Source organism: Pleomorphochaeta sp., assembly GCF_050031695.1.
Taxonomy (GTDB): Bacteria; Spirochaetota; Spirochaetia; order Sphaerochaetales; family Sphaerochaetaceae; genus Pleomorphochaeta.
The window spans coordinates 1-21,954 of sequence record NZ_JBNAIC010000014.1 but is presented as its reverse complement, the minus strand read 5'-3'; the positions used below and the strand labels follow the sequence as shown (position 1 = coordinate 21,954).

Below are 21,954 nucleotides of genomic sequence, written 5' to 3'. Positions count from 1 at the left end.
AGTAATTAAATTATTATTTTTTACGGTGCTTTTTTATATCATCTTGTAAATGGTTTAAAAGATTTTGATATCTTTTTTCGATATATTTTCTTTTTATTTTTAAAGTTTGAGTGAGCTCTTTACCTACAAGAAAATCATTCTTAACTGCAAGAATTTTAGTTACAAATTCAAAATTTTTAAAACCATGTTCTTTATTTATTAAAGAATTTACTTCTTTCATCAAATGTCTCATGATATCTTCATGTGTTATAGAGCCCTTACCTTCAAGAGCTATTTCTTCGTAGGAAAGCTTTAATTCTGAAGCCAGTTTCATTAATTCTTCATCGTTTACAGCAACAATAGCAGTAAGTTGTTTTTTATCTTGACCCAAAACTACTGCATGGTCAATATAAATACTTTCTTTCATTTTTTCTTCAATAGGCTCTGGTTCAACATTCTCTCCACCCATCAGAACAATAGTATCCTTCATCCTACCAACGATAATAATTTCACCATTTTCACTTCTTACAGCCAAATCACCTGTATTTAACCAACCATCCTTCGAGAGAACTTTATCAGTAGCTTCTTTGTTTTTATAATAACCAAGCATAACTTGAGGTCCACGTACAAACACAACACCTTTTTCACCAATTTTTGTAATACCCCCATCTTCTCTCCTAATTTCAACCGAAGTATTATCAAAAGGAATTCCTGTTGTATTAAAAGTATTATGTTCTATTGTTCTACTTAAAATACCGGGAGCAGTTTCAGTCATTCCATATGCATTAACTAAAGGAATTTCTAAGGCATTAAAAAACTCATCAATATATTTAGGTAGAGCTCCTGCTGCAGAAGTTGCAACACGTAAACGTCCTCCTAATTTTACCATGAAAGGTTTGAAAATTTTCTGTGCAAAAAAATGACCTGGGAAATAAAGGATTATTCTAACAAAATGATAAATTGTAGCAATAACTTTCCTAATCCAAGATCTTTTCTTCAATGATATATAATCACCTTTTAAATATTGCTTCGAAACAAGATATGTTTTATTAAATCTAATAAACAATAATAATAAAGTACGTTTAAAAACAGACATCGTGCTTATTGTTTTAAGCATCTTTTGATAAATAGATTCCCACATTCTTGGTACTGAAATTAATACTTGAGGTTTTTCTTTTATTAAATCTACACCAAATCTACCTGGGGCAGAATAAACTAGAGTCATTCCTGCAGAATATGCACAATATTCAAAGGCTCTTTCATAAACATGCCATGAAGGAAGCATCACTACCGAAACCTCATGACGATTTATATCAACTCCTAATCGAGGAGTATTAGCATGTATATTTTGAAGAAAATTTGCATGAGTTAACATAACTCCTTTTGGATTACCTGTAGTTCCTGAAGTATAAACTATAGTTAAAAGATCTTCCGCTTTAATTTTTGCTGAAAGCTTATCTAACATTTGAGGATTTTTTTCATACTTTGGAGATCCAAATTGTAAGACTTCTTTATAAAAATGAATTTTATTTTTTATACTTTTAGCAATATTAGAAATATCACCATCATCTATTATAAAAAGACTTTTACAGTTATTCCAATCACTTTCATCAAATACTTCTATTAATTCAGATAATTGTTTTACATTTTCGACAATAAGATATTTCGAATCAGAATGATTATAAATAAAATGAGATTCTTTTGGTGTTGTATCTGAACCTCTTGGGACAGATATTGCTCTTAATGCCATAATTGCAAAATCAGTTACTATCCATTCAAAACGATTGTTTACAAAAAAACTGATATGATCATCTTTTCCCATACCAAAATGTTCAAAACCCGCTGTTAATAAGGCTATAGTTTTAACAAATTCTCCATAAGTTTTATTTGGAATATTTTTTTTAATATTTGATTTATGGGATATTCTTTCAGGATAGATAGAGGCTGTTTTTAATGGAACCTCAAGAATATTATTATACATTATTTCTCCATTTAATGATTAAAAATAAAATAATATTTTAATAATGAGCTTAAATATTTTTTAATCATTTAAATTTATTCAATTCTTTATTTTGACTTTTTTTATCAATTCAAAGCCTCTTTTTTTTTAAATACATAATAATTTTTAAGAATTAAAATATTAAAAATGACAGTTAAAAAGAAAGCAACCTAAATGAATATAAAACTCCTAATTGTATTTTTAATAAGACATTTAATTCCTGTCAAATTTGATAATTAAAAGCACATAACAAATTGTTGTTTCATAATAAGTTGTACAAAATGTAAAGTCAAGTTTATTCGTCATCACCTTGTTCTTTATAAAATAGGGGTATTATAAATTATTTTATCTTATCTAAAAATGTAATAAAAGTAATTTTATTTCATTATACCGAGATATTTGTGATTATATTTAAATGAAATAGAAAATATTTTATGAAAATAAAATTATTATTATTTGTATTAATTATTAGCTCAATATTTTTTAAGCTGCGCTACAAATGAATTACAAGATGATCCATTAAACAACAGATAAAAAATTGATTTAGAAAAATTATTGGTAAGTTTGTATGAAATAGCTAGATTTCGAAGTGTTTTTAAGAAGAATGTTATTGGTGATACAGTAGAATACTCTCTTAGAGAAGATATTAGAATTAGTATGGATTCTGTTGGGAAAACTTTTGAAATATTCGTGAAATATTCTAGAAAGTGTCTTGATTGTCATCTCACTATATAGTGATTATTTCATAGGTACGATTTTTCAAAATAAATCTATATTCATCTGTATAAGGAATCTAATACAATTACACCTTAATATGCTCTAGGGTGTATAAAAGATGGTTCTAAAAATCAAAAATATCCTCTTTTAATAAAAAATCCTTTATTCCAATAATCATTATTCCACTTTCATCTATTCGAGGTTTTATGACTTTACCTAAAATAATAATCTTTTTAAAAGAATCATTAATATTCCTAAAGGGTCTTTTTTCTTGCTCCTTTTTTTCTTCTGAAGGAAGCGAATAGGCAGACTGTATATAATATTTTTTAATCCCTTTGCTCGCAATGAAATCTATTTCCAACTTTTTTCTAAGTAGTTTGTTTTTCGTATTTAACTCTCGTATTTTAACAACCCCAATATCAACATTGAAACTACGTACTTTAAGTTGATTATAAATAATATTTTCCATTAAATGAGTTTCTTCAATTTGCCTAAAATTAAGTCTTGCATTCCTAAGCCCAACATCAACAAAATAATATTTCATTGGAGAATTAATATACTTCTTGCCTTTTACATCATATTGCATAGCTGCATCAATTAAAAAAGATTCTTTTAATGCTTCTAGATAAGATTTAATTGTATCATCTGTTATCGTACTTTTTTTAACAGATTTAAAAGTGTTTTCTAATTTTTTAGGATTAGTTAAAGATCCAATTGAAGACGAAATAATATTCACTATCTCTTCTAAATTACTTGTATTTCTAATTTTATTTCTCTCTACAATATCAACTAAATATGTTTCTCTAAAAAGGTTTTTTAAATACTGAGATTTTTTCTCATCACTTTCCATAGATATTATTCTAGGCAGTCCGCCATAAATCATATATTCATCAAAGGCTTCTTCAAAAGTTCCATTATATACAGAGAAAAATTCTGAAAAGGATAATGGAAATATCCTAATCTCATCACCTCTACCTCTAAATTCAGTAATTACATCAGATGATAAAAATTTTGAATTACTCCCTGTAACATATATATCTACATTGTTAATATAAAGAAGTCCATTCAATAAATCTGTAAAATTTTCTACAAATTGTATTTCATCAATTAAAATATAATGTAAATCATCATTTATAATTTTTGAAGTAATATATTTATATAGTAGCTTTGGATCCCTTAAATCAATGAATTTTATATTATCTAATTGTATTTTTATAATATTTTCATCTTTTATTCCTTTAGCTATTAGGTACTTTGAAAATAAATTAAATAATATATAAGACTTTCCTGCTCTTCTAACTCCAGTAATTACTTTTATTAAACCATTATGTTCACTACTCTTCAATTTATCTAAATATAAATCTCTTTTGATTTCCATTACTGCACGTCCTATTCGATAAATTAGGCGATATTACCTACTTTATCGATTACAGTATATCAGAGAATATACGATATCACAACTTCTATTCGATTATTTTGGTTAAACAACCATTTTTATCGAATTAAAATTTCAACTCGTATGATATCTGTATTAATAGTAATTTAAAAATAATGAAATATAATAATTTACACTTAGTAATTGAAAAAATCAAACTAGTCGGTTTATCGGGTAAAGTTAATAATAACAATTTTTTTTCAATTAAAGGATTCAAAATTTTTTTCACTTAAATATGGCCTACTCTTAATAGCTAAAAATTCCTGAATTTCTGCTCTTGTTTTTGGTTCTTTACAAAATTCTAAAACCTTTTGAGATTTAATTTGTATTTCATCATGTTCACTATCATGTTCACTACTTAATGATAATAAAGGAATAATAGTTTTAAAAATATCATCTTAATTAAATTAAGGATCTTCTCCAGAATAAATTTCATTGTATTTAAAAATATTCCTAACACTAACCAATTTCTTTAAAAAAATCGAGCTATTGTTGGATTTTTTGGAAATGGAGAGAAACTATTGAGATTAATTAGCTCATTCCCATATACATAAATTTGGGAATAGACACTTGGGGTTGCGGATATTTTTTTAGACAATCATGCAGTGATTGCTAAAGATTTTCGATATTATATAGGACTTAAATATCCTAATTTTACTTTATTAGCTATTTATATAGAATGTGGGTTTAAATCTTCTTCTAGTTTCTATTCAATTGTAAAAGAAGAATATGGAGTAACTCCAAAAGTGCTAACTAATCAGATTAGTTCATAGTGGTTTTATATTCTCCAGGACTTATTCCAAAGTATGATTTAAAAACTGTACCAAAATGTTTTGAAGAGGAAAATCCCACATCTAATGCTACATCTTGTACTTTTGAGTTTGGATTGGAAAGTAATGCTTTTGCTGTTTCCATTCGCATTCGAAGTAAATATTTAGAATATGGCTCTCCAATTTCTTTATGAAAAATCGTACTTAAATATGATGGTGTTATATTAAAAATATCTGCTAGTATTGTTAAGCTTAAACCTTCTCTGAAGTGAAGTTGTAAATATTCTTGAATTTGTGAAACTAGGCTGTTTTTGTTTTCTGTTTTTTGTTTAATTGAAATTCTTATGGAATCTTTATCTTTTAATGTTATAGCATAAAGAGCTGCTGATAATTCTTCATCTCTTAATGGTTTTAATAAATAGTCTATAACATTAAGTTTTAGAGCTGCTCTTGCATATTCAAATTCATTATATCCAGTTACTATAATTATTGGTAAATCTTTTAGATTGTTATAAATATATTTTGATAATTCTATCCCATCCATTGCTGGCATTTTGATATCAGTAATTACAACATCATATTTGTTATTTTGTAATAGTTGAATCGCATAAATACCATCACTGGCTGTATCTTCGCAAATCCAATCTTCATTGATTTTATTTAAATTATTTCCTAAGTAATCTCTCATTAGTGGTTCATCGTCTACAACTAAAGCTTTATACATTTTTGTATTCTCCTTCATCTTTAGGGATTGTAATTATAAATGAAGATCCCTCATTTTCAATAGATTTTATAGATAATCCATATGCACTGCCATATCTAAGTTTTATCCTTCTAGATATATTAATAAGGGCAACTCTTTTGATATTTCCATCGATTGAAGAATTTGGATTATCAAGCTTTTCTTTTAATTCTTGGAGTTTTATTTCATCAATTCCAACTCCATTATCATTAATACATATTAAAATATTATTATCTTTTTCTTTAGAATATATATTTATAAGGCATTCATCTTCTTTCCGTTGAAATCCATGAATAAGAGCATTTTCAATAATAGGTTGAATCGATAATGCAGGTATTAAAGTTTCTAAGTGTTTTTCTTTAATATTGATTTTATAATTAAGATTAGTATATCGGATTTTTTGCATGCTTAGGTAGTTATTACAGATGACCATTTCTGATCTTAGTGTTATTTGAGAATCGGCATGAACCAAAGCATTTAAAAGTGATGCTAGTTTTTCAATATAATCAATAGCTTCTTCTCTTCTGTTTACTTTAACTAATAAACTAATATTATTTAAACTATTAAATAGGAAATGAGGTTTTATTTGATTGCACATAGCTATATATTGAGCTTCTTTTTCAAGATATTTGACTTCATAAATTTCTTTTGTAAGTTGAATGTTTTTTTGCATTGTTTGATTAATTTTTTCAGTCATTTCATTGAATGATGTTGCTAAGTATGCTATTTCATCATCTCCTTCAACATTAGCTTTTACACTATAATCTTCTTTTTGAACTTCTTTCATTAAAGATGTAACATTATAGATAGGACTTAATAATTCTCTTACAAACCAAGCTGAGACAACTATTCCAATAACTACAAATAATAGAGCAAGGAATATAGATCTATTTTGAATTTGATTTATGTTCTTTGTCATTTCATGGATGCTTGTAATGTCATAGATTTTCCATTTTGTTATAGAAATATCAACACTTGTTATTAGAAATTGTTCTCCCTCATTTTCAATAATATTGTTTATATCATTTGTATTTATTACATCATCAAATATTTCAACAATTAACTTATGAGAGTAGGATTTGCTATTTGCATATATTAAAGCATTATTATAGTTAGTAATTAATAAAGCTTTTCCCTTTGAATCAATTACTTTATTACATACTTTATCTAAACCTTTTGAATTAACATCTATTCTAAAGATACCTATTGATTTATTATTATCATTTAAATCAACAATATTACTTAATACTTTAAATTCAAAATCATTATTATCAGAATAAATAATAATTGGTATTTTACTATTTCTAACTCTTTGTATCAAATCATCACTTAGACCTGAACTAGTAATATAGTCATTAGTTCTATTGCTTGAAAATAATTCTTCTCCACAATAAATATAGGCATATTCAATATCATCATGGGGCAGTAAAATATTTGTTTTTAAAAACGATTCAATTGTTCTCTGTCTTTTTAGTATAGAGGACGGTTCTGTAGCTGTTTGAGAGAGAGCTTCAATCAATTCAGTATCATAATAAGGAATAATGCATAATTCTTGAACTCCTTGTAGATATGTTTCTACATTGTTTGCAAGTTGTTCAAGGGTTGTCTTTGTTGCATTATAGGAAAGATCTATCATATCTTCTTTATAATTTCTAGAAGAAATGATTGTAACAAACATTACTGAAAAGAATATAAGGATACTTGTGCTAAATATTAGTTTTTGTTTGATTGTCCATTTATTTTTCATAAATCATTCCTTTTCTCTTATACTATAAGTGTATAATCACTATAGCAAGCTTTTACTTGTAATAATGAGTAAATCGAATAAACTTGAACCTATATTGAAAAAACTTGGTATTTAGCAATTTGGTTTTTGAGGTGATAATAAGTTATCACAATCAAAAGGAGTTATATATTATGAAAAAAAGACTAATATCAGTTCTAGCTATAATGTTAGTGGCTAGTGGTTTTATTTTTGCACAAGGTGGAACAGAAGTATCATTTTTCACAGGAAAAGTTGAAACTATTGATTTAATGAATGAAATTATCAATGAGTTTAATGCTCAAGAAGAAGGTTTCTCTGTATCACAAGAATATCAAAAAGATGCAAGTAATATTATAAAAGTAAAATTCGCATCAGGTGAAGTTCCTGATATTATGACAACTTATGAACAAGCTTATGTTGATCAAGGTAAATATTTAGATTTAGGCGATGAAATTTGGTGGGATAGATTAATTCCTTCAATGAAAGATAGTTGTACAGATATTAAAACAGGTAATCAATATAGAGTATGTACAAATATGACTATGGCTGGTCTTTTCTATAATAAAGATGTCTTTGATGAATTAGGACTAGAAACTGCAACTACTTGGGATGAATTTGTAGAAAACTTAGAAGTTATTAAAAAAGAAAAACCAGAATTAACACCTTTATTTATTCCTGGTAAAGAAGCTTGGTCTTTAGGGCACTGGATTGAATTTGTTCCTCATGGTTATTTAAAACAAACTCTAGGACCAATTGATTGTAAAATTGCTATGCTAAATAATGAAAGTGATAAGCTTAACTTTGGAGATCCTAATGGTTTTATGGCTGAATTTGCAAGAAATCTTGTTGAACTTCAAGATAAAGGTTTAATTAATTCTGATGTATTAACAGCTACAGCAGATAATAGAACTGAAGCTTTTGTAAGTGGACAAGCTGTAATGTTCTCAGATGGTATGTGGGCTTTAGGTGGTCTATTAGCTGCTAATCCTAATATGAATATTGGCTTTGCTCCTTATCCATCTTATATGCCTAATACTAAACCTGTTGTTTTATCTGCAGAAGATAGTGGGTATAGTATTTCAGCTTCTTCAACAAATATTGAAGGTGCTAAAAAGTTCTTAACTTTCTTATTCTCAAAAGAAAATATGACAAAATATTCAGAAAGTTTAGGATCTCCTAGTGCATTTAAAGATGTAGATGCTAATTGGGCTCCAAAAGGATTTAGAGATGAAGTAACTTCTGCACTTAACTCTGCTGTAAACATTGGATTTACAAATGAAAAACCAGCTGGTTTCTCAGGTGATGATGCAGGAAGAATGGTACAAGATTTATTTGCAAAAACTTATTCTCCTGAAGAATTTGCAAAAGCTTATGAAGATGCTTGGAACAAAGGTTTCTAAATTAAATGGGTAGGGGATTTTCCTCTACCATATATTTCTAGGATTAAATAATGAAAAAAAGAATTGATGGAATCCAACTAATGAGTATTCCGGCAGCTATGTTGTACGGGATTTTTTTTGTCTTTCCTCTATTACAAGGAATAAGGCTAAGCTTTACTGATTGGAATGGAATGGGAAAAGCAAGTTTTGTAGGATTTCAAAATTATATAGATTTTTTTAGTGATACTAGAGCTTTAGGTGATATTAAAACAACTGTTTTATTTGCTATTGGTAGTGCATTTCTTTTAAATGTAGTTGGATTAATTTATGCTTTAATAATGAAGAATAAATTTAAATTCCAATCTTTTGTTAGAGTGGTTATTTATTTGCCAGCTATTATTAGTCCCTTAATTATGGGATATATATGGTATTTTCTACTTCAACCTGGAAGAGGATTTATTTATAGAGCTGCTGAGTTTTTTAATTATGAAGTTGCATTTAACTGGATGGGCCAATATTCCTATACAATAATTGTCTTAATATTAGTAAATGTTTGGCAATACGCTGGGATGACTATGATTATATATTTAGCAGGTTTGCAATCCATTGCTAATGAATTATATGAAAGTGCTAAAATCGATGGGGCTAAAAGAAGTCAAATTTTTAGAAAAATAACAATGCCTCTATTAATACCTTCTATTAGAATTAATGTTGTTACTAATATTATAGGATCTCTTTCAGTCTTCGATATTATCATGTCGTTAACAGAAGGTGGACCTGGATATTCAACCGAAAGTTTAAGTATTTATATTATGAGAATGTGTTATGGAAATAGGACTGGTTATTCAACTGCTGTTGCTATGATTTTATTCCTATTGATTTTGGTGCCAGTATTAATTTCGTTTAGATTAACTAAATCAAGGAGTTAGATAAAATGAAGAAATTTGATTTATTAAAAGTCTTAAAAATCATTTTAATCATATTTATTTGTGCAATTTGTATAATGCCATTTTATGTATTGATAGTTTTATCTCTTAATAATCCAAGTTCTCTATTTTATGAAGGGAATATGTTTGTTCCGGATTTTCATATTTATAATTATATTGAAGCTATTCAAAAATCTCATATTTTTAGAGCTATGTTTAACTCATTAGTTATTACTTTAGGCTCTCTAAGTTTATCAATAGTTGTAGGGGGTATGGCAGGATATTCTATTGCAAGAAGAGCGAGTAAATTTAACTATATACTATTTTCTACTTTAATTGCTTGTATGATGATTCCGGGTATTATTAATACAGTCCCTCTATATACTCTGATGAGAAGAATTCATGGGGTTGATACTTTGTGGGGTATGATATTTGTAACCTCTACTTTATCTCTTCCAACTTGTGTGTTTATTTATACAACTTTTATTAGAGAATTACCTAAAGAATTAAATGAAGCGGCTGAAATAGATGGTTGTACTGGAATATCTGCATTTTGGAAGATTATTTTTCCTCTATTAAAACCTGCAACGGCCTCCTTTGTTATATTGAATGGTTTTGGAATTTGGAATAACTATGCTCAAGCAGTATTCTTTTTACAAAGTAATAAGAAACATAATGTACCTCAAGCATTATCTGTGTTTTTTCAACAATTTGCAGGAGCAAAATGGCATCTAGTATCTGCAACAGCAACTATTGCAATTATACCGGTTGTAATTATTTTCTTGATTTTTCAAAAACAATTTATGAGTGGATTAGCTGATGGAGCAGTAAAGGGATGATAAAAGAGTTTTATTTAAATAAAAGTAAATATAATAGAAGTGATGAAATTGAGTTAACTATAGATAGTAATGTAATAGATAAAACAGCATTAATTACAATCTTTAATTTGGATAAGCAAATTAGAGAAATAAAAAAAACATTATGCTTTGGAATAAATAAAATAAATCTTGGAATCTTCGATTATGATTTTTCAGGTTTCATATTTACTATCAGAATTGATGATTATGAGATTAATTCATCATTTTCAATTGATACTAATGATAAAATTATTAGATATGGATTTTTAAGTGATTTTGAAAAAGTTGATAATAATGATGATATTAATTGGATGAGAGATAATCATATTAGTTTTGTTCAATATTATGATTGGTCGTATCATCATGATGATATGGTATCAAATGCAAAGAGTTATGTTGATTCAATGGGGAAAAGAAATAATTTAGATATTATTTCTAATAAGATTAGTTATTGTAAATCTTTAGGTATGAAGAATATGGCTTATGGACCTATTTATGCTGCAACTAAAGATTATTTTTTAAATCATAAAGAAGAAGCATATTATGCTATAAAGGATAAACCTTTATCCTTTATAGATACTTTCTATTTTATGAATATTGGAGAATCTTCTTATTGGAGATCACACATAATAAGTGAATATAAAAAGAGTATTAATCAAGTAGGCTTCGATGGTATTCACCTTGATACTTATGGCTATCCAAAAAAAGCTTTAGATTATAATAATGAAGTTATTGAACTAGGTAGGGAAATCCCAAAGTTTTTAGATAACGTTGAAGAGTCTTTAAATAATGCAAAATTAATATTTAATAATGTTGGTGCTTGGCCCTTAACTAGAGAATGTGCAAGAAGTCAAACGGCTATTTATATTGAAGTTTGGCCACCTTTTGATACTTTCTATAATTTAAAAGAGATTATTCTTAAGGCAAAAGAGTTTAATAAACCTATAATCTTAGCAGCCTATATTGCAAGCTTTAGACTTGATAGAGAAAATGCTCTATACAGTGCATTATTTACAACTTTCTATATCAATTCATTGGGAGCAACTCATTTGTTCTTAGGAGAAGAAGGCTGTGTAATAACTCAAGGGTATTATTGTGATTATACTAAACTTAGAGACGAAGAGAAAAAGATTGTAAAAAGATATCAAGATTTCTTTGTTGCTTATCAAAGTTTACTTTATGATGATTCATTTGTTGATGTAACTATGACCTATAGTGGTTGGGATAATGAAGAATATATTATTGAAGGTAATTATTCACTTACATCAGAATCAAATAATATTTCTGTGATTATTAGAGAGAATAAGAATAAACATTTAATTAGTCTTATGAATTTAGAAAATAATGATAATGTCTGGCATCTTGGTAAAAAGGAACCAAGTTTATCATCTTCTTTAATATTTAAAGTACAAATTTATAGTGATGTTAAAAAAGTATTATTTTTAGATCCTGAAGATAGTAAACTGTTACCAACTTTTCTTGATTATGAAATAAGAGAAGGGGCTAGAAGTAAAGTTATTGAATTTGAAGTTCCAAAGTTTAAAGTAGGGGCTTTAGTATATTTTATTGAGGAGAATTAAATTGATTCAGGTTAGTGGAAATGAATATATATCTTTAGCAAATATCGAAGAGAGAGATGGATCTATTAAATATTTAACAACTCTTAATATGCAGCATAAAGGATTATTTCAAATAGAAGGGGATAGTTTAATATCTCCTTTTGTTAAAATAAACAATGAGATTATAGAATTAGATAATAAATTAGTTTGGGATAGAATTAATTATTGGATACCTCAAGCTATTTTTGAAACTGATAATATTAAAATTACATTTACTTATTTAGCTCCTAAAGGGCATAAAGCAATTGCTTTGAATGTTTGTGTTGAAAATAAGAGTTATAAAGACTTAGATATTGAAGTTAGTTATATATTAGACTGGACGCGAACTTTTCATGTAATTAATGAGAGTAATTTAATTGATAGTTCTATTATAGAAAAAGAGAGTAATTGGAATCATGGTAAAGTTTATCAACAAATTAATATATTACCTTTGATTGCACTAGCACCAATGGATTCTAAAGATAAATATAAGACGTTAAAACCTCATGAAAGTTTGTCTTATGATTATTTTTTAGGTATTGGGTACGATGAGGTTGCTTCTGCTACCGCAGCAAAGCATTTAAAGAGAATTGGTTTTGATTATCTATTAAAAGAAAATGTAGACTATTTAAATAGTAAGATAATAAAAAACGAAGATAAATATGTAGAGATGATTATGAATACTAATTTATTTTTTGCATACTTTTATTCTTGTGGAATAACTTTAGATAGTGAAGAGTTAGTATTAGTAACATCTAGATCTCCTAGATATTATGTATCTGCAGCTTATTGGGATAGGGATTCTCTTCTTTGGAGCTTTCCATCTATCTTATTAATGGATGAGGATTTATCAAGAGATATTCTTAAATATGTATATACAGTTCAAATTAATAATGTTGGAGAGCATAGTAGATTTATTGATGGGACTTTATTAGAGCCTGGGTTTGAATTAGATGAATTGTGTGCTCCAGTTTTAGCCCTTAATTCATATATTGAAAAGACAAGTGATAAATCTATCTTAGATGAATCATATATTAAAGAAGGACTATCTTTGATTTTAAAGAAATTGAGAAGTAAAAAACATCCTACAATTAATCTATATGAAACTTTCTTAATGCCTACTGATGATTTTACAACTGAAAAATACTTAACATATAATAATGTGTTAGTTTATAAAGTATTTAAAATATTAGCTAATTATTTAAATATAGATGAATTAAATATAGATGCTGAATTAGTAAAAGCTGCAATTTATAATCACTTAGTTGAAGATGATATGTTTGTTTGGTCTAGTGATTTAAATGGACATAGTAGTATTTATGATGAGCCACCAGGAAGTCTTCAATTGCTAAGTTATTTAGATTTTTGTGATAAAGAATCTAATACCTTTATTAAAACAGTGAATCATATTAGATCTAGCGATTATAGTTTATCTTTTGCAAATAATAAAATTAGTGAAATTGGATGTAATCATGCACCTCATCCTTGGATTTTATCTCTATGTAATAGTTTATTAGCAGGTTTTGGGAATAAAGCTATAGAAAATTTAAAGTTAATGAAAATGGATAATTATACTGCATGTGAAAGTATAGATGAAGAAAGTGGAGAATGTACAACAGGGGAAGCTTTTGCTACTTGTGCGGGGTTTTTAGCTTTTAGTTTGAATTATTACTATTTTAATTAATAAAAAATTGCACCTGCTCATAATGAAAAGGTGCATGAATAATATTTTTAGTCTACTGTTGGAATTCTTTTGATATTGAGATTTGTGAAAATATCAGTTTCATCATAACTAGTAGTTGAAAATTCAGATACAACAGCTCCCTCATCTCCTGCTTGAAACCAGTGAAGAGTGTTAGGGTAGATTGTATATTGTTCTCCTGGATTTAAAACTATTTCATTAAATACGGTAAAATACTCATTAGGAGGAGTAACTTTAATATCTTTAGTAGCTTCTCCACTTACATATAGATAAACTTTACCGTATCTACATCTAAATGTTTCTTATTTTCCATCTAGTTTACCAATTTGTGTATGTCTGTGTTCAGGACATGTTTGTTTAGGAAATAGAACTCATTCTTTAGAACAAACTTTTTTAGTATTAATATATGTTATTAATTGTAAGCCTTCATTATCCAAATTATTAAGTCCAAAATCAGCAACTTCTAAACAGTTTTTTTCTTCTTCGGTTAATACGATACTGGCTTTTTCATAATATGATAAAGCTCTTGTTTTTGCTTTTTCATATACCTCTTTTTTCATCCCTCACTCCTTCTATAATACTGTAATTACATTAATATTTTTTGATTTTAAAGCTTATTTATCATTAATGCTCAATTTGCTATCTGCCTAGATATTTACACATCAATACAACTATACGATTATAAAAAAAGTGGGTGTATTTTCCCTATATAGGGTTTATCAATCATAAAAATTATAATATATATTATTTTCTATTTGTATAATACTTTTGCTTTTTACTAGTTAATTTATCTGGTAAAGTTAATAATAACAAATCTTTTTCAATTAAAGGGTTCAAAATTTTTTGACTTAAATATGGCCTACTCTTAATAGCTAAAAATTCCTGAATTTCTGCTCTTGTTTTTGGTTCTTTACAAAATTCTAAAACCTTTCGTGATTTAATTTGTATTTCATCATGTTCACTATCATGTTCACTACTTAATGATACTAAAGGAATAATAGTTTTAAAAATATCATCTTATTTAAATTAAGGATCTTCTCTAGAATAAATTTCATTGTATTTAAAAATATTCCTAACACCTGAACCTAATATTGGTTTAGCAAATATGTATAATAAAGATAAATTTAGACTATATTTAGCTGATACAGGCCTACTTATTACACTTATGTTTAAAGATAAAGATTTTACTGATAATATCATTTATTCAAAATTATTGAATAATAAATTGCCTATAAATTTGGGTATTGTTTATGAAAATGTTGTAGCTCAAATCCTTACAGCTAATGGGAATAAACTATATTATCATACTTTTTATGATAAAATTCAAAAACGAAATTATGAGGTCGATTTTTTATTAGTTAAAAGAGAGAAAATATGTCCAATAGAAGTAAAATCTTCTAGTTACAAAGCACATAAATCATTAGATATTTTTTCTGAAAAATATTCAAAAACAATTAAAGAAAAAATAGTAATATATACTAAAGATTTAGATAAACAAGTGGTCTGCACCTAATTTATTTGACAATGTTTTTGTAAAATTCTTTCGTTTTCAGTTTTATTAATTGAATAATAATATATGATTGATAACACTACTAATTTTTTATATAGAAAAGTTAGTATAAATACCATCACTAGTATCACCTTTTTTAATGATATTTCAAAAACTACCTACTGCACCTGATGGAGCATCTTCTATTTGATTTCTTAAGAATTCCATATTTTTAGTTATAAAATATTATTTATAATTGAATAAGCATTCCTCAAAAAAATATATAAGTATGCAATAATATCACAATATTAGGCTTATTTAAATAGACAAATTATATTTATAATGCTAAACTATGTAAAAATATCGCATAGTTTGAGGTTTTTATGATAATAGAATATGGAGCAAAAAACTGTTTTTCATTTAAAGATTGGCTACAAATTAGTTTTGAAGCTACTAGAAAAGTTGTTCCTAAGGAATACAAAATAGCTGATACGAATGTATTACCATATCTTTGCTTAGAAGGGAGTAATGCATCTGGTAAAACAAATGCATTAAAGGTATTGTATTTTATAATTTCTTTCGCAAGAAATTCATTTGATAATAAACCTGAAGAGAAAATAGCTTATGATACTTTCTTTAATAATGACGATAAAGCAGATTTTTTTCTTACTTTCACGTTAGATGATTATTTAGAAACTGATATAAAATATTATTATGAATTTTCATTAAAAAAGGGAAAAGTTTTCTCTGAATCTTTAAGTGAAAAAAAAGGTTCAAAAAAAGCTAAAAAGATTTTTACAAGAAATAAAAGCAAAGTGGAGGATAAATATTTTAATACTAATATGGGTATAAAATTTAGAGATAATGTTTCCTTTTTTTCTACTTTATTTCAATATGAAATAGATAAAAGCAATCCTTTTAAATCTTATTTTAATAAAATTACATCCAATGTTAATTATTTTGGTAGTTATAAGTTATCACATGAAAACATAAGTAAAATTTATTATGATAATCCAAATTTATTAAAAATAACCATAGAAGAATTGTCTCGCTTTGATTTAGGTTTAGTAAATATAGTAATTGAAAAAAGTGAAGATCCATCATTACCTGAAGAAAAAAGATATTACCCTATTTTTGTACATAAAACTGAAGAGGGAACTTGTAAATTAAATGAATATTCACAATCAGCAGGAACTATAAAACTGTATTATATTTTATTATATTTCTTATCACTAATGATGAATGGTGGATTATTGATTATGGATGAAATAGACAGAGAGCTTCATGATGAAATTGTAAGTGATTTATTATCTAAATTTAACAATGGCAATAATCCAAAAGGTGCTCAATTAATTTTTACCTCCCACAATTCTAGGTTATTAGATGATGCAAAAAAATACAGGAGTTATTTTTTTGAAAAAGAAAATGGTGAAAGCTTTTGTTATCGTGGTGATGAAATCCCTTTGAAAATTAGAAATGAGAGATCTTTAGCTGCTCTTTATAATAATGGAGATCTAGGAGGTAGACCTAATATTGTCAAAGAAGAATAGAAAAAATCCAAAAAAAGAAAATGCTTTAAAATCTTTTGAAACTCAAAATAGTTTGAATAACAATATTTCAAAATATTGTTGTTATAATTTTAAATATTTTAGAAGTACAGATAATGGACAATCTTTTGAAGAATGGCAGTAAAAGAAAATATTAGCTGACTTAATGAATAAATTAAAAGAATTCTCACAATTAAGTGTTGAAGAATTAAAACAAAATAAAAGATTAATAATATATGGGCAATTTCCAACATCAAAATGTACAGATTTTAAACATCCTTCAGATTTACCAAAAAATGGAATAAAATGGAGCCGTTTTCGAATAACAGGTGAAAAAAGGTTAATTGGATTTTTTGTTTCTAAAGAAGCAGAGATTGAGGATTGTAAAAATATAGCAAATGCTTTTTATGTTGTTTTTTAGATGAAAAACATAAATTTTATAAAAGTAATAAAAAACATACTTAATTATGATATGGTACATCCAAAGTTGGTAAAATAAAGTTTGAAAAACTTTGGAGAAATTTTTCATGAAAACTATTTTAGCTTTAGCAAAAACGTTATAATTCAAGCTTTTTGGAATTATATATAAATTAATATAAAGCCTATCTCCATTGTCATCTTTTTTAAAAGCTATTTCATAAACTCCAACTGCAAAAGGAATCCCCACTTCTTGAACTTTATATTGAATGATTCTATTATTTAATTACATGGATAGAGCTTCAGTCGCCTAAGGGCCTGGGGCCATTTTTTTAAAAAACATTTCACTTTTAAATTGTAATTTTCTAATAATGGATAGATAGAATAAGGAATGATGCATTTCAAACTATTTGATTATGCATATTATATATAGGGTATATACCCCTATATACTATATATATAATATTAATACTTTATTAGTATATTCTTATTCCACTTATTCCAAAAGATACTTAAATCATCAATCGTAAAGAATTAGTAATGGTACAAGATAGTGGAATGATTAGCTTTTTTACTTCCAGTTTTTAGCTTTTTATTCCTTTATTTTTATATTTTACACAGAATTGTTTATTATTAATGAAAGGTTAATCAAAAAAAAGTGGAATAAGATTTATAAAACATTAGCACCAATAGTTAAAATACTACTGATGCTAATATTTTTGTGTTATTAAAATTAACTATAGTGAATTGATAATTACTCTTTCAACTTTTTAACATAGGCTTGTTGTTTACCATAAAGAGGGAATCGCTTAGTTTTACTTTTATTTCCATCAAACCTTGTCCAATCATCCATATGTTTCATTATTGTAGCAATTTCATAGGAATCAGCTTTTTTAATAGAGGAAGGATCTCTCCCTAAACATTCACTCCATATTTCTAGATTGCAGACTGTAGTTCTTTCAACTTTTCCAATTCCACTATTAAACCCTGAAAGATAATCACGTCTCTCAAAAAGACTTAATTCATCCCATTTCTCAGGAAGTAAAGTATTAAGATATGCTTTAACGAGTCCTTCTCTTTCATCAGATTCAATAGCTTTGTCTTGAAAATCTCTTGCAACTTTTGCAATTTCACCTTCAAGATATAATGACTCTCCTTTCTGATATAGAACTAATGCTTCAGCCCATATTTGAGATATTACATTATAATTTAAATCCCATGCTTTCTTTATACTATCTCCTGTAACTGTTATAGGCCAAAATCTTCTGTTCCCAGTAATATCACGTAGGAATCCTCTCTCTGCATTAGTAGGTCCAACTATAATACATTGTCTTGGGTGGCTTTCTACATTTACACCATAACTAACTCTAAACTTGTCATCATTACGGGATATAAAAGATTTAACACTTTCAATATCAACTTTTCTCATACCTGCAAGTTCTCCTAGTTCTAATATCCAATAACCTTGAAGTTTCTCAGGACCTGATTTGTCTTTCATATCAGTTAGAGTTAAACTATCAGAAAACCATTTCCCACCTAATTTAGAGAATAGAGTTGATTTACCAATCCCCTGTGGTCCATTTAAGATTGGAACACAATCAAACTTAATACTAGGTTCATATATTCTAGCTACTGCTGCTATTAATGTCTTTCTTGTAACAGCTCTAATATAAGGAGAATCTTCTGCACCAAGATAATCAATTAATAAAGTATCTATCCTTTCGACTCCATCCCATATAGGTAATGAATTAAAATATTCTTTTATTGGATGATAAAGTCTCTCTCCACATATAGCTAAAAGAGCATTTTTTAATTTAGTTGGTGAATATAGTTTATAAACTTTTGAAGTGCTACAAAAAACAAACATTTTCTTTGTTTTAAAAGGCTACTAGATAATCACTTTGAAGGTATCATAGCTCATGCTACATATAATATAACAGATAGAAAGATAGAAGGAATTAATAATAAAATTAAAACTATAAGAAGACAGAGATATGAGTATCTAGATAATGATTATTTCATTTTAAAGCTCTTCGATGCAAGTAGGAAAGCTTATGTAAGAAATCCTCCCTCAAATAAAATCACACAAAGTTTGTGATTGAACCTTAATTTTTTTGAATTTGTTAAAGAAATAATTGACTTATTATACACTCAAAAATATAATTACATTGAAGATCAAAAATAAATAGAAATATTTTTTTTAAGAAAGGACATATATCGATTCTTTCAACTTTTTTTTATTTTTAGATTTTTTTGATATTATAAAAGTTTAAAATTAGAAGCTGTCTAGATTATTGGGCAGTTTTTTTTGTTAAATTTGATAAATCCTAATGATTCAATACTGATAAAAATTACCCCAAAGAATTAGGCTGTTATTAAACGATAGCATTAATTTAAATTCTATTTTCCTTTATACCTTAATATTATCTTTAGAATAAACCTCAATTTTATCAACTATAGTTAGAAAAAGGTTCGGTGAAAGTTCAGTTAAGATTCCATCTTGTGATTTTATGTTTTTAAAAAATTGTTTGATTTTACTTTTTCTAATAGTTTTATCTTGAATTGTAGATTGAAGGCTTTTTAATTCATTAAGAGCAGAAGAATATGTTGGATATAAACTATTAAACTTTTCATCATACTCTGCTTGGTTTTGAATTATTGTAGCATTAGAAGCTACTAACTGCCTAGATATTTACACATCAATACAACAATACGATTATAAAAAAAGTGGGTGTATTTTTTCTTAATAGGGTAAAAATATTTAATAAATGCGTTAAATCATTTTATTACGTGCCAAACTCCATAATGTTTCGAACCTATCCATTCAATTAATCTTTTATTTTGTAAAGAACTGAAAGCTCTTTCAATAGTTCTTTTTGTAACATCTACCTTTTTAGCTATATCTTCTACAGAATAGCTCTCATCATCTAATAAATAACTTATAACTTTCTTTTCTGTTTTATTCAAACCGACATTCAAACCGACATTTTTTTTCGCAATTTTTGACATTACTTCAGAATCAAAAGGACTAGTACATCGTATGTAATTACTCTATATTCAAAAAATTTTAAAACTATATTAATAATAATTGGTCGAATTCCATAACCACTATATTAAAAAATTACCAAAAACATCGAAAGAGTTTTTATTTACAATAATAAAAGCTATTGACAGAAAAATTAATCAATATTATTTTTTGCAAGTAGTTATAGACAAACTACTCAATATTTCTAATAAATATTGACGGCCATTGAAATAATTAGTGTTGCCAAGGATATTAATTATGTAGCCTAACATAGGTTTTACGTTTAGATAGACCATTTCTTGGATAGGGTATTAACCGAACGAAAACGTAAATAGTAAAACTTTCGTTTAGGAGATGTTTTTACTTTTTATCATTAACTAATCTATAGATTAGATTTTTTTTCACTTGACTATTAAATAAAATTATTTAATAATTTTATTACAGTCAGTGGTGGTAGGATTGCCCCACGTAAAAAACAGAAAAATCCGAACAGAATGGACTGTAAGCAAGCCTCCTAATTGGAGGCTTTACTTTTTGCTTTGGAGTAATTGTACTTATGGAAATTGTTAAATTAGATAAAACCTTTTACAAAGATAATAATAATCTAATAGAAGCCTTAGATCATGTACAAGGAAACTGAATTAAAAATAAAACTCGGGGTTTTTGATTAGTCATAATAAATATCAATAATTTAACAGTTGCAATTCCCCTAAGATCAAATATAAAGAACAAAGCATCATTTATTACTAAAAAGAATCATATTGCAAATAGTTTAGGAAAGGGGCTTGATTATTCTAAAGCATTATTAATTTTACTAACCCATATTATATTTTATTTAAAGAGCCTTTTTTAATACCAAATGACGAATATATATATCTATTACTTCTAAAGAAAATTATATTAAAAAAAGTTTTGAAAAATATGTATCTAAATATATTTCAGCAGTAAAAAATAATAACACACATATTCTTAACAGTAAAATATATAGATTTACAACTCTCAAAAATTATCACAAAGAATTAGGCTGTTAATAAACGATAGCATTAATTTAAATTCTATTTTCCTTTATACCCTTTATTTTTCATTCATAAAAACAACCTTAATATCAACTTTTGTATAAACTTCAATTCTATCAACAAGAGATAAAAAAAGATTTGGTGATAATTCAGTTAAGATTTTATCTTGTGATTTTAAAACTTTTAGAAATTGTTTGATTTTATTTTTTCTATTGTTTTTATCTTGAATTGTGGATTGAAGGCTTTTTAATTCATTAAGAGCTAAAGAATATGTAGAATATAGACTATTATACTTTTCATCATATTCTACCTGATTTTATATTGTTGTAGCATTAGAAGCTATTAGCTGATTTAATTCTTTTGATAATTTTTCAACTTCAATAGTTAAAGTTGCTTCTTTTGCTTTTAAATCATCTATTTGTAAAACTTGATTAAGAATAAGATTACAACTTTCTATAATAGAATCTTTATCTTTAATTAAATCATTAATTGCATTAAGTGCTATTTCTTTTAACTCTTCTTCATAAAAATGAGGGGTGGTACATCTTACTTTGTTTTTATATTTATTACTACATTGAAAGATTATTCTTT

General features: G+C 26.6%; 22 protein-coding genes. 12 read left to right on the top strand and 10 right to left on the bottom strand.

The annotated features are described in order from the left end of the window. Window positions 1-13: 13 nt before the first annotated feature. Window positions 14-1,960: an AMP-dependent synthetase/ligase gene (locus ACPKM0_RS02510; RefSeq protein WP_472473221.1), complete on the bottom strand. Its 1,947-nt coding sequence runs from the start codon at window positions 1,958-1,960 to the stop codon at window positions 14-16. A 573-nt stretch (window positions 1,961-2,533) separates the two neighbouring features. Between ACPKM0_RS02510 and ACPKM0_RS02505 the strand changes: the two genes are divergently transcribed. After that, complete coding sequence (locus ACPKM0_RS02505; RefSeq protein WP_472473220.1) at window positions 2,534-2,713, top strand: hypothetical protein; 180 nt, start codon at window positions 2,534-2,536, stop codon at window positions 2,711-2,713. 106 nt (window positions 2,714-2,819) lie between these two features. Here ACPKM0_RS02505 and ACPKM0_RS02500 read toward each other — a convergent pair whose 3' ends face one another. Further along, window positions 2,820-4,073 (bottom strand): ATP-binding protein, encoded by a 1,254-nt coding sequence (locus tag ACPKM0_RS02500; protein ID WP_472473219.1) that lies wholly within the window; start codon window positions 4,071-4,073, stop codon window positions 2,820-2,822. A gap of 662 nt (window positions 4,074-4,735) precedes the next feature. Between ACPKM0_RS02500 and ACPKM0_RS02495 the strand changes: the two genes are divergently transcribed. Then, on the top strand, window positions 4,736-4,903 hold the full coding sequence (locus ACPKM0_RS02495; RefSeq protein WP_472473218.1) for an AraC family transcriptional regulator: 168 nt from the start codon (window positions 4,736-4,738) through the stop codon (window positions 4,901-4,903). On the opposite strand, the gene ACPKM0_RS02490 is transcribed toward ACPKM0_RS02495, so the two are convergent. Continuing rightward, the gene (locus ACPKM0_RS02490) at window positions 4,893-5,624 is read right to left on the bottom strand and encodes a response regulator transcription factor (protein ID WP_472473217.1); all 732 of its coding nucleotides are present in this window, start codon (window positions 5,622-5,624) and stop codon (window positions 4,893-4,895) included. The genes ACPKM0_RS02495 and ACPKM0_RS02490 overlap by 11 nt on opposite strands. Then, on the bottom strand, window positions 5,617-7,389 hold the full coding sequence (locus ACPKM0_RS02485; RefSeq protein ID WP_472473216.1) for a sensor histidine kinase: 1,773 nt from the start codon (window positions 7,387-7,389) through the stop codon (window positions 5,617-5,619). The genes ACPKM0_RS02490 and ACPKM0_RS02485 overlap by 8 nt, the downstream gene beginning before the upstream one ends. 170 nt (window positions 7,390-7,559) lie before the next feature. Here ACPKM0_RS02485 and ACPKM0_RS02480 point away from each other — a divergent pair, with 170 nt between their 5' ends. The 5 genes from ACPKM0_RS02480 to ACPKM0_RS02460 are packed head-to-tail and all read left to right on the top strand — an operon-like array spanning window position 7,560 to window position 13,851. Continuing rightward, a complete protein-coding gene (locus tag ACPKM0_RS02480; protein WP_472473215.1) occupies window positions 7,560-8,807 on the top strand; it encodes an ABC transporter substrate-binding protein in 1,248 nt (415 codons plus the stop codon). A gap of 50 nt (window positions 8,808-8,857) precedes the next feature. Further along, the gene (locus ACPKM0_RS02475; protein ID WP_472473214.1) at window positions 8,858-9,715 is read left to right on the top strand and encodes a carbohydrate ABC transporter permease; all 858 of its coding nucleotides are present in this window, start codon (window positions 8,858-8,860) and stop codon (window positions 9,713-9,715) included. Window positions 9,716-9,720: 5 nt separating this feature from the next. Then, the gene (locus ACPKM0_RS02470; protein WP_472473213.1) at window positions 9,721-10,551 is read left to right on the top strand and encodes a carbohydrate ABC transporter permease; all 831 of its coding nucleotides are present in this window, start codon (window positions 9,721-9,723) and stop codon (window positions 10,549-10,551) included. After that, entirely contained in the window at window positions 10,548-12,149 is a 1,602-nt protein-coding gene (locus ACPKM0_RS02465) for a glycoside hydrolase family 66 protein (protein ID WP_472473212.1), read from the top strand. The genes ACPKM0_RS02470 and ACPKM0_RS02465 overlap by 4 nt, the downstream gene beginning before the upstream one ends. A gap of 1 nt (window position 12,150) precedes the next feature. Next, window positions 12,151-13,851: a glycoside hydrolase family 125 protein gene (locus ACPKM0_RS02460; protein ID WP_472473211.1), complete on the top strand. Its 1,701-nt coding sequence runs from the start codon at window positions 12,151-12,153 to the stop codon at window positions 13,849-13,851. Window positions 13,852-13,898: 47 nt separating this feature from the next. On the opposite strand, the gene ACPKM0_RS02455 is transcribed toward ACPKM0_RS02460, so the two are convergent. The 3 genes from ACPKM0_RS02455 to ACPKM0_RS02445 all read right to left on the bottom strand — a co-directional run bounded on the left by ACPKM0_RS02455 (window position 13,899) and on the right by ACPKM0_RS02445 (window position 14,811). After that, complete coding sequence (locus tag ACPKM0_RS02455) at window positions 13,899-14,063, bottom strand: D-lyxose/D-mannose family sugar isomerase (RefSeq protein WP_472473268.1); 165 nt, start codon at window positions 14,061-14,063, stop codon at window positions 13,899-13,901. Window positions 14,064-14,240: 177 nt separating this feature from the next. Then, window positions 14,241-14,429, bottom strand: a complete 189-nt coding sequence (locus ACPKM0_RS02450; RefSeq protein WP_472473210.1) for a hypothetical protein — start codon at window positions 14,427-14,429, stop codon at window positions 14,241-14,243. Between the two features lie 184 nt (window positions 14,430-14,613). After that, window positions 14,614-14,811, bottom strand: a complete 198-nt coding sequence (locus ACPKM0_RS02445) for a Fic family protein (protein ID WP_472473267.1) — start codon at window positions 14,809-14,811, stop codon at window positions 14,614-14,616. Window positions 14,812-14,923: 112 nt separating this feature from the next. Between ACPKM0_RS02445 and ACPKM0_RS02440 the strand changes: the two genes are divergently transcribed. The 4 genes from ACPKM0_RS02440 to ACPKM0_RS02425 all read left to right on the top strand — a co-directional run bounded on the left by ACPKM0_RS02440 (window position 14,924) and on the right by ACPKM0_RS02425 (window position 17,326). Continuing rightward, window positions 14,924-15,382 (top strand): DUF4143 domain-containing protein, encoded by a 459-nt coding sequence (locus ACPKM0_RS02440; RefSeq protein WP_472473209.1) that lies wholly within the window; start codon window positions 14,924-14,926, stop codon window positions 15,380-15,382. Window positions 15,383-15,741: 359 nt separating this feature from the next. Further along, on the top strand, window positions 15,742-16,908 hold the full coding sequence (locus tag ACPKM0_RS02435) for an AAA family ATPase (protein ID WP_472473208.1): 1,167 nt from the start codon (window positions 15,742-15,744) through the stop codon (window positions 16,906-16,908). Continuing rightward, complete coding sequence (locus ACPKM0_RS02430; protein WP_472473207.1) at window positions 16,892-17,050, top strand: hypothetical protein; 159 nt, start codon at window positions 16,892-16,894, stop codon at window positions 17,048-17,050. Before ACPKM0_RS02435 ends, ACPKM0_RS02430 begins: the two co-directional genes overlap by 17 nt. 21 nt (window positions 17,051-17,071) lie before the next feature. Next, window positions 17,072-17,326 carry a hypothetical protein gene (locus tag ACPKM0_RS02425; RefSeq protein ID WP_472473206.1) on the top strand — a complete coding sequence of 85 codons (255 nt, stop codon included), beginning with the start codon at window positions 17,072-17,074 and terminating at the stop codon, window positions 17,324-17,326. A 750-nt stretch (window positions 17,327-18,076) separates the two neighbouring features. Here ACPKM0_RS02425 and ACPKM0_RS02420 read toward each other — a convergent pair. Further along, window positions 18,077-19,189 (bottom strand): virulence-associated E family protein, encoded by a 1,113-nt coding sequence (locus ACPKM0_RS02420; RefSeq protein ID WP_472473205.1) that lies wholly within the window; start codon window positions 19,187-19,189, stop codon window positions 18,077-18,079. A 42-nt stretch (window positions 19,190-19,231) separates the two neighbouring features. On the opposite strand from ACPKM0_RS02420, the gene ACPKM0_RS02415 reads away from it, so the two are divergent. Continuing rightward, window positions 19,232-19,420, top strand: a complete 189-nt coding sequence (locus ACPKM0_RS02415) for a hypothetical protein (RefSeq protein ID WP_472473266.1) — start codon at window positions 19,232-19,234, stop codon at window positions 19,418-19,420. A 680-nt stretch (window positions 19,421-20,100) separates the two neighbouring features. Here the strand turns inward: ACPKM0_RS02415 and ACPKM0_RS02410 are convergent. Beyond that, entirely contained in the window at window positions 20,101-20,331 is a 231-nt protein-coding gene (locus tag ACPKM0_RS02410) for a helix-turn-helix domain-containing protein (RefSeq protein WP_472473204.1), read from the bottom strand. A 1,348-nt stretch (window positions 20,332-21,679) separates the two neighbouring features. Further along, on the bottom strand, window positions 21,680-21,954 hold a 275-nt coding region (locus tag ACPKM0_RS02405; RefSeq protein WP_472473203.1), incomplete at its 5' end, for a recombinase zinc ribbon domain-containing protein.

Excerpts from the sequence above, each read along its gene's own strand:
- ACPKM0_RS02510 (WP_472473221.1), bottom strand. The coding sequence starts at position 1,960 with ATGTATAATAATATTCTTGAGGTTCCATTAAAAACAGCCTCTATCTAT.
- ACPKM0_RS02500 (WP_472473219.1), bottom strand. The coding sequence starts at position 4,073 with ATGGAAATCAAAAGAGATTTATATTTAGATAAATTGAAGAGTAGTGAA.
- ACPKM0_RS02490 (WP_472473217.1), bottom strand. The coding sequence starts at position 5,624 with ATGTATAAAGCTTTAGTTGTAGACGATGAACCACTAATGAGAGATTAC.
- ACPKM0_RS02485 (WP_472473216.1), bottom strand. The coding sequence starts at position 7,389 with ATGAAAAATAAATGGACAATCAAACAAAAACTAATATTTAGCACAAGT.
- ACPKM0_RS02480 (WP_472473215.1), top strand. The coding sequence starts at position 7,560 with ATGAAAAAAAGACTAATATCAGTTCTAGCTATAATGTTAGTGGCTAGT.
- ACPKM0_RS02475 (WP_472473214.1), top strand. The coding sequence starts at position 8,858 with ATGAAAAAAAGAATTGATGGAATCCAACTAATGAGTATTCCGGCAGCT.
- ACPKM0_RS02470 (WP_472473213.1), top strand. The coding sequence starts at position 9,721 with ATGAAGAAATTTGATTTATTAAAAGTCTTAAAAATCATTTTAATCATA.
- ACPKM0_RS02465 (WP_472473212.1), top strand. The coding sequence starts at position 10,548 with ATGATAAAAGAGTTTTATTTAAATAAAAGTAAATATAATAGAAGTGAT.
- ACPKM0_RS02450 (WP_472473210.1), bottom strand. The coding sequence starts at position 14,429 with ATGAAAAAAGAGGTATATGAAAAAGCAAAAACAAGAGCTTTATCATAT.
- ACPKM0_RS02435 (WP_472473208.1), top strand. The coding sequence starts at position 15,742 with ATGATAATAGAATATGGAGCAAAAAACTGTTTTTCATTTAAAGATTGG.
- ACPKM0_RS02425 (WP_472473206.1), top strand. The coding sequence starts at position 17,072 with ATGAATAAATTAAAAGAATTCTCACAATTAAGTGTTGAAGAATTAAAA.
- ACPKM0_RS02420 (WP_472473205.1), bottom strand. The coding sequence starts at position 19,189 with ATGTTTGTTTTTTGTAGCACTTCAAAAGTTTATAAACTATATTCACCA.
- ACPKM0_RS02410 (WP_472473204.1), bottom strand. The coding sequence starts at position 20,331 with ATGTCAAAAATTGCGAAAAAAAATGTCGGTTTGAATGTCGGTTTGAAT.